The organism is Streptomyces sp. 2A115 (assembly GCF_052245575.1).
In the GTDB taxonomy this organism is placed as follows: Bacteria; Actinomycetota; Actinomycetes; order Streptomycetales; family Streptomycetaceae; genus Streptomyces.
Genome location: NZ_JBQQCG010000032.1, coordinates 108,115 through 114,619, shown reverse-complemented (window position 1 = coordinate 114,619; position 6,505 = coordinate 108,115). Strand labels below are relative to the sequence as shown.

The 6,505-nt window shown below is 68.9% G+C and carries 6 protein-coding genes and 1 pseudogene; all 7 read right to left on the bottom strand.

From position 1 onward, the window contains the following. Nucleotides 1-89: 89 nt before the first annotated feature. The 7 genes and pseudogenes from ACTWQR_RS26685 to ACTWQR_RS26655 all read right to left on the bottom strand — a co-directional run bounded on the left by ACTWQR_RS26685 (nucleotide 90) and on the right by ACTWQR_RS26655 (nucleotide 6,066). Nucleotides 90-1,016: an ABC transporter permease gene (locus ACTWQR_RS26685; RefSeq protein ID WP_443229702.1), complete on the bottom strand. Its 927-nt coding sequence runs from the start codon at nucleotides 1,014-1,016 to the stop codon at nucleotides 90-92. After that, nucleotides 1,003-1,800 carry an ABC transporter ATP-binding protein gene (locus tag ACTWQR_RS26680; protein ID WP_443229701.1) on the bottom strand — a complete coding sequence of 266 codons (798 nt, stop codon included), beginning with the start codon at nucleotides 1,798-1,800 and terminating at the stop codon, nucleotides 1,003-1,005. Before ACTWQR_RS26680 ends, ACTWQR_RS26685 begins: the two co-directional genes overlap by 14 nt. 40 nt (nucleotides 1,801-1,840) lie before the next feature. Beyond that, nucleotides 1,841-2,947 (bottom strand): ABC transporter substrate-binding protein, encoded by a 1,107-nt coding sequence (locus tag ACTWQR_RS26675; protein WP_443229700.1) that lies wholly within the window; start codon nucleotides 2,945-2,947, stop codon nucleotides 1,841-1,843. A gap of 446 nt (nucleotides 2,948-3,393) precedes the next feature. Continuing rightward, nucleotides 3,394-3,852, bottom strand: a complete 459-nt coding sequence (locus ACTWQR_RS26670) for an RrF2 family transcriptional regulator (RefSeq protein WP_363109846.1) — start codon at nucleotides 3,850-3,852, stop codon at nucleotides 3,394-3,396. A gap of 96 nt (nucleotides 3,853-3,948) precedes the next feature. After that, nucleotides 3,949-4,251, bottom strand: a pseudogene (locus tag ACTWQR_RS26665) (TauD/TfdA dioxygenase family protein); the annotation flags it as partial. Between the two features lie 5 nt (nucleotides 4,252-4,256). Continuing rightward, nucleotides 4,257-5,486, bottom strand: a complete 1,230-nt coding sequence (locus ACTWQR_RS26660) for an acyl-CoA dehydrogenase family protein (protein WP_443229699.1) — start codon at nucleotides 5,484-5,486, stop codon at nucleotides 4,257-4,259. A gap of 13 nt (nucleotides 5,487-5,499) precedes the next feature. After that, nucleotides 5,500-6,066 carry a winged helix-turn-helix domain-containing protein gene (locus ACTWQR_RS26655; RefSeq protein ID WP_443229698.1) on the bottom strand — a complete coding sequence of 189 codons (567 nt, stop codon included), beginning with the start codon at nucleotides 6,064-6,066 and terminating at the stop codon, nucleotides 5,500-5,502. Nucleotides 6,067-6,505 lie beyond the last annotated feature (439 nt).

The following is a 6,505-nucleotide window of genomic DNA, read 5'->3' as shown; positions in this document are numbered from 1 at the left end:
CCCCCCCCCCCCCCCCCCCCCGCTGCTGCTGTGTGCCGGGTGTGCGGCGGGGTGGGACGCGCATCCCGTGTCGATCGCGATCCGTTCGTTCAGCGGGTGACCAGCAGGCCCCGGCTGCGCAGCACCCGCCGCTCCAGCGGGCTGAAGATCAGCAGATCGATGGCGATGCCGACGAGCAGGATCAGGAAGATGGCCAGGAACACCTGCGACATGCTGGAGTTGTTCCGCCCGTTCTCCAGCAACTGGCCGAGACCGACGCCCAGATCGGGCGAGGAGGCGATGATCTCGGCGGCCATCAGCGACCGCCAGGAGAACGCCCAGCCCTGCTTCAGCCCCGCCAGGTAGCCGGGGAGAGCCCCGGGCATCACGATGTGCCAGGCCTCGCGCAGCCCGGTCGCGCCCAGCGTCCGTCCGGCGCGCAGGAACAGCGGGGGGATCTGATCGATGCCCGCGACAAGGCCGTTGGCGATGGACGGGACCGCGCCGAGCAGGATCACGGCGTACATCATCGAGTCGTTCAGGCCCAGCCAGAGCACGGCGGGCGGCACCCAGGCCACCGACGGCAGCGACTGCAGACCGGACAGGATGGGGCCGAGGGCCGCCCGGACGAACTTCACCCGGGCAACCAACAGGCCGAGCGGCGTACCGATGGCGAGTGCCATCAGGAAGCCGATCAGGCCGCGCGAGACGGAGGTCCAGATGTATTCGAGGAGGGTGCCCTGGAGCCAGGCGTCGGTCACCTCGTCCCACACCGCGGACGGTGAGGGCAGCTTGTAGGCCGGGGCGGCCTCGGCCCACACCAGCAGCTGCCAGACAACCAGCACCAGCGCGACTGCGGTGACCGGCGGCAGCACCTTGCGTATCAGGGTCTCGCGCAGTGGCGTACGGCGGACCTGCACCGCGTCCAGCGCGTCGAGCCCGGCCTCCAGTCCCGCCAGATCGTGCGAGTCCTGGGGCTCCCCGGCTGCCGGAGAGCCGCCGTTCTTGCTGTCGGCGCCCGTGTCAGTGCTGGCCATGGCGGCGGATCTCCTCACGCAGTTCGTCGGTGATTTCGACGGACAGGTCGGCGACCGCGCTGTCCTCGATGCGGCGCGGCTGCGGAATGCCGACCGTCCACTCCCGGGCGATCCGCCCCGGCCGCGAGGACAGCAGCACCACCCGCTGCGCCAGCTTCACCGCCTCCCGCACGTTGTGCGTGACGAACAGCACCGACAGTCCCGTCTCATGCCAGATGCGGGTCAGTTCGTCGTGCAGTACGTCACGGGTGATCGCGTCGAGCGCGGCGAACGGCTCGTCCATCAGCAGCAGCCGACTGTCCTGGGCCAGCGCACGGGCCAGGGCCACGCGCTGCCGCATGCCGCCCGACAGTTCGTGCACCCGCTTGCCGTACGCGCCCTTCAGCCGTACGAGTTCCAGCAGCCGGTCCGCCTCCTGCCGACGCTCCGGCTTGGCGACCCCGCGCAGCTTCAGCGCGAGCTCGATGTTCTTGCCCGCGGTCAGCCACGGGAACAGCGCGTGCTCCTGGAACAGCAGGGCGGGCCGACCGGCCGTGCCGATCGAGCCGGCGGACGGCAGGTCCAGCCCCGCGACCAGGTTGAGCAGGGTGGACTTGCCGCAGCCGGAGGCCCCCAGGAGGGTGACGAACTCGCCCGGTGCGACATCGAGCGTGATGTCGTCCAGCACGAGCTGCTGTCCGCCGGGCGTGCCCGGCGCGGGGAAGGACTTCGAGACATGCTCGATACGGGCGGCGTACGTCACCGCCGTGGCGTCCTCGGCAGCCTGGATGATCGTGTTGGCCATGGTCGTCACCTCCTGGGAACTCATCGGGCCCGGTTTGTCGTTACTCGGCGCCGAGACCGGCGTCGTCGACCTCGTCCTCGCCATCGGCCTTGAGGACCTTGTTGAGCGGGGCGAGGTCGTAGATGCCCTTCAGATTGGGCTCCTCCAGCAGACCGGCCTTCACCGCGTGCTCCGCCTCGGTGTTGAGGGTGGCGGCCAGCGGGTCGTCGAGGAAGGTGATGGACTCCCAGGCCGGGTCGATGACCTCGGCGGGCAACGCCTTGCCTGACTCCTTCTTGAGGGCGGCGTTGGCGGACGCCTTGGCGTCCTCCGGGTTGGCGTTGATCCACTCATTGGTCTTCACCGAGCCGCGCAGCACCGCCTCGACGACGTCCGGGTGCTCCTTCAGGAACGACTGCGACACGATGATGTTCGTGATCACGAACTTCTTGTCCGGCCACAGGTCGGCCTCGTCCAGCAGCACCTTTCCGCCCTCGGCGACCAGCTTGGACGCGGTCGGCTCCGGCACCCAGGCGCCGTCGACGGAACCGGCCTTGAAGGCGTCCGGGGTGATCTTGTTGTCCGTACGGACGACGGAGACGTCACCCCCGCCGCTCTCCGCGTCGACCTTCCAGCCCTTCTCCGCGATCCAGTTGAGGAACGCCACGTCCTGGGTGTTGCCGAGCTGCGGAGTCGCGATCTTCTTGCCCTTGACGTCGTCCAGGGACTTGATCTTGTCCGGGTTGACGACGAGCTTCACACCGCCGGAGGCGGACCCGCTGATGATGCGCAGGTTCTTGCCCTCGGACTTGGTGTAGCCGTTGATGGCGGGGGACGGACCGATCCATCCGATGTCGATGGAGCCGGCGTTCAGCGCCTCGATCTCGGAAGGGCCGGCGTTGAAGGTGGAGGCCTTGATCGTGGTGCCGCCGAGTTCCTTCTGGAGCAGACCCTCCTGGACGCCCACCAGAGCGGTGGCGTGCGTCAGGTTGGGGAAGTAGCCGATCTTCACTTCGTCGACGGAGAGCTTCTTGGCGTCCGCCGCCACCCCGGTCTGCTTGTCGTCATCGGTGGACTCGGCACCGTAGCCGCAGGCGGTCAGCAGCAGGGGGAGCGCTGTTATGACGGCGATGGTGCGCAGAGTGGTGAGCGGTCTTGCGGCAGACACGGAGGTGTCCTCTCAGGGAATGGGTTGATCAGGGAGATGCGGAAAGTGCGAGGCGTGAAGCCCATGGGCGTCCTCCGGCACTCCACTCGCCGGCCCTCGCCGGCCCTCGGCGGCGGGAATGCTGTCGCGGGTTCGGGAGCGGAGGTAACGCGGTGATGGGAAGACGCGGGTGGCGCTGCCGTCCGAAGGAAGTTCCGCGGACGGTCTCAGGCGGGCCGACAGATGGCGCTGGACGTATGGCCGAAATCGATGTGGCGACGCGAGGTCAGCAGGGGGAGCGACCGGTCTGCGCGGTTGAGCGTTCTCATGGCCACCCCACAGATCCCTAGTTTTCCTACCTGGTTGATAGGGATCGTGGCAGAAGGATTCGCCCACCCCAAGAGGGAGTTCATATGGTGGACGCGACTATCTCGCCATTTGAGATGTTCGGTCGACGGTCCAGCGTGTCAGGGGTTTACCCAGGCTCCCGGAGCGTCGGTCAATGCGGATACGTCGGCGGGCAGTTGGGCCGATGCGACATCGGCGAGCGACACGCCCTCGAGGATCTCGCGCACATTGGACCGCAGCGCGATCCACAGAGGGAGTAGCGACTCGGCGGGACCGGTGTAGGAGAGGTCCGGCGGCCGGACCCCGCGCACCGAGACCAGCGGTCCGTCCACGACGCGGATGACGTCCGCGATGCTGATGGACTCGGCGGGCTTGGCCAGTCGGTAGCCGCCGTTGCCGCCGCGCTGGCTGAGGACGAGACCGCCCCGGCGCATGTCGTTCAGGATGCCTTCGAGGAATTTGTGCGGGATGCCCTGGGCGTCGGCGATGGCCTCGGCCTTCAGTGGCCCGTCATCCCGTGACGCGGCGAGTTGCAGTGCGGCACGTACCGCGTAGTCCGCCCTGGCTGAGATCCGCATGTGTGCATTATCCCGTATGGCTTCGGTCGGTGTCCGCTTCGGGCGGGCCGCCGGGCAGGGGCATGGATACCTGCCCCTGCCCGGCGGCTGCGCGGCTCAGGCCGCGGCGGGGGTGTAGTGGGGGGCGTCGTCGCCCTCGACGACGTGGCTGAGGGCGCCGTCGACCCCGGCGGGGGTGTCGCCCGCGACGGTCACCCGGTGCAGCAGGCGTGGCAGGTCGCCGTAGTCGTCGGGTGCGTAGTGCTGGGTGATGCGGTTGTCGAACAGGACGAGGTCGCCCGGTGTCCAGGCCACGCGAACGATGTTCTCCGGGCGGGTGACGTACGACTGGAAGATGCGCAGCAGGTCGCGGGAGTCGGAGGGGCCGAGGCCGACGACGCTCTGGGCGAAGCCGCCGATGACGGTCAGACCGGCAGGACGAACGGAGGGTGCGCACCGTTGAGGAAGTAGTCCCCGACATCGCGGAGCCGGTGGGCGACGGGCTCGTACAGGGTGTGGGTCCGGGCATTGCGCCAGAAGCGGTCGAAGCCCAGCCGCGAGGACGCGGAGTGGGTGCCGATGACATCGAGGACGCGGGCGGTGGACTCCTGGGCAGCCCTGGAGGCGGCGGCTTCGGCCATGGCCACGAGGACCGAGATCTCCGCGTACTCGTCGTAGGTGAGGTTTTCACCGCGTGCCAGCCCGCCGTGCACGGCGCCCAGTGCTTGATCGGTGAGTGCGGACGCGGAGCGGGTGAGGACTGTGAGTTCTCCGTAGGCGGTCAGCACGTGTGGGTCCTGGGGAGAGCCGACCGGCCAGGCGGGGTGCCAGGGCGAGTGGCCGGCCCTGCTGTACTCACGGGCTTCGGCGAGCACTCCCTCGGCCATGCCGAGACAGAGCTGGACGGAGAGGAGACGCCCGACCGGCGATACCAGAGAGGCCCGGGGTGACAGGTCATCCTCGTCCACGGGCAGGGAGCCGAGTACGTCGCTGGCGGCGACCGGCACGGCGTCGAACTCCACGCTCCCGCCGGCCGCCAGCCGTTGGCCGAAGGTGTCGGCGTCACCGTCGACCGCCACGCCGTGACGGGTGGGATCGACGACGACAGCGAGTGGAACGCCGGTGTCGGCCCGTGCGGCCCGCACGACGAGGCGGTCGGCGACCAGCACCCCGGTGGCGTAACTCTGCCGACCGTCGAGCACATAGCCGCCGGTTGTCCTGGCCAGCGTCAGAGGCGGCCCTTGACGGGCGAAACCACCACCCCAGCACCACGGCTCCGCCGCGGACTGCCCCTCGGCCTGAGTAGCGAGAGCGGGCTCGGCGATGAACCGGGTGCTCCACGACAGGAAGTAGTGACAGCCGAGCAGTTGCCCGATTGCGCCGTCGGCGCCGGCGATCTCCCGGACGACGGCGTAGGCCGTGGGCCAGTCCGCGCCGCCTCCCCCGGACTCGGCCGGTATGAGGAGCGTCAGCAGTCCCGCCTCACGCAGTCGGGACACCTCGTCGAACGGAGCCTTGCCTGCCTGCTCCCTGGCCACCGCATCCGTGGCCAGGTCATCCGCCGTCTCGCGGGCCACGCGCAGCCAGTGGGCATGGCCGGGCCCGGTCCGGTCGGATTCCGAGGCGGGGCCGGACGGCGCAGTGGCAACGCCCATGGCGGTGGTCTCCTCAAGGTTGGCGGCACGGTGCGGTGTTGGGGCTTTCTTGCTGGTCGGGCACGTACCTGTAACCCATGCGCCGTACGGTGACGATCCGGTGCCGGTGAGCCGTGCCCAGCTTGCGACGCAGCCGCGCGATGTGGACATCCACGGTGCGGCCGTCGCCGATGTGGTCGTAGCCCCAGATGCCGGCCATCAACTGCTCGCGCGAATGCACACGGTGGGGATGCTGAACGAGATGGGCCAGCAGCGCGAACTCCAGGTAGGTGAGGTCGAGTTCGCGTCCGTCCACTTCTGCGACATGTCGGGCGGGATCGATGCGGACGACGCCGCCTCCCGTCTGCTGCACGGGAGTTGAGTCCATGTAGGCGACTGGTCGGATCTCCGGCCGTGTCACGTCCTTGGCGAAGAGCTGGGCGGGATCGGTGCCCTCGGGGACGAACACGAGATAGCCGACGAGGGGAGCGGAACCGTGTCCCTCGCCGCCGCCCTGCGCGGTGTCGCCCACGAGGCGGAGATGGACGTCGGGGAGTGGCGAATCCGATGGAGTGGCGTGGGCCGGAAGGGCCGTGGTCATGGCGATCGTCCTTCAGGAGTGCGTCGGCCATCAGGCGCAGTGGGTGGGATCGCCTGATCACCTGGGAGGAGGGGGAAGGAGCAGCGCGGCACGCGCAACGTGTGAGCCGCGTGCCCTACACGCGACAGCAGGCGGCGCTGACGACGTGACCAAAGTCGACATGCCGACGACGAACGAGTCGTTGCTGCGTGTGGGACATGTGCTTCATCCTGCGCACCTGTTGGGGTGTCGTCAACCGTTTCCTAGTAAGTCGATAGGAAATATAGGGAACGCAACACCGCGGGTGGGCTCACCGATCACCGTTGCGAGGACCCGTAAAGGGCAGGGCCCCTGACCGGGGTAGGGCCCTACCAGCTTCGCCGCAGCCGATTTACGGCTTCGGCATGGCGCAGACCAGCTCGGCCTTCGAGGTGTCACGTCCCGCCGGTCACTGCCAACC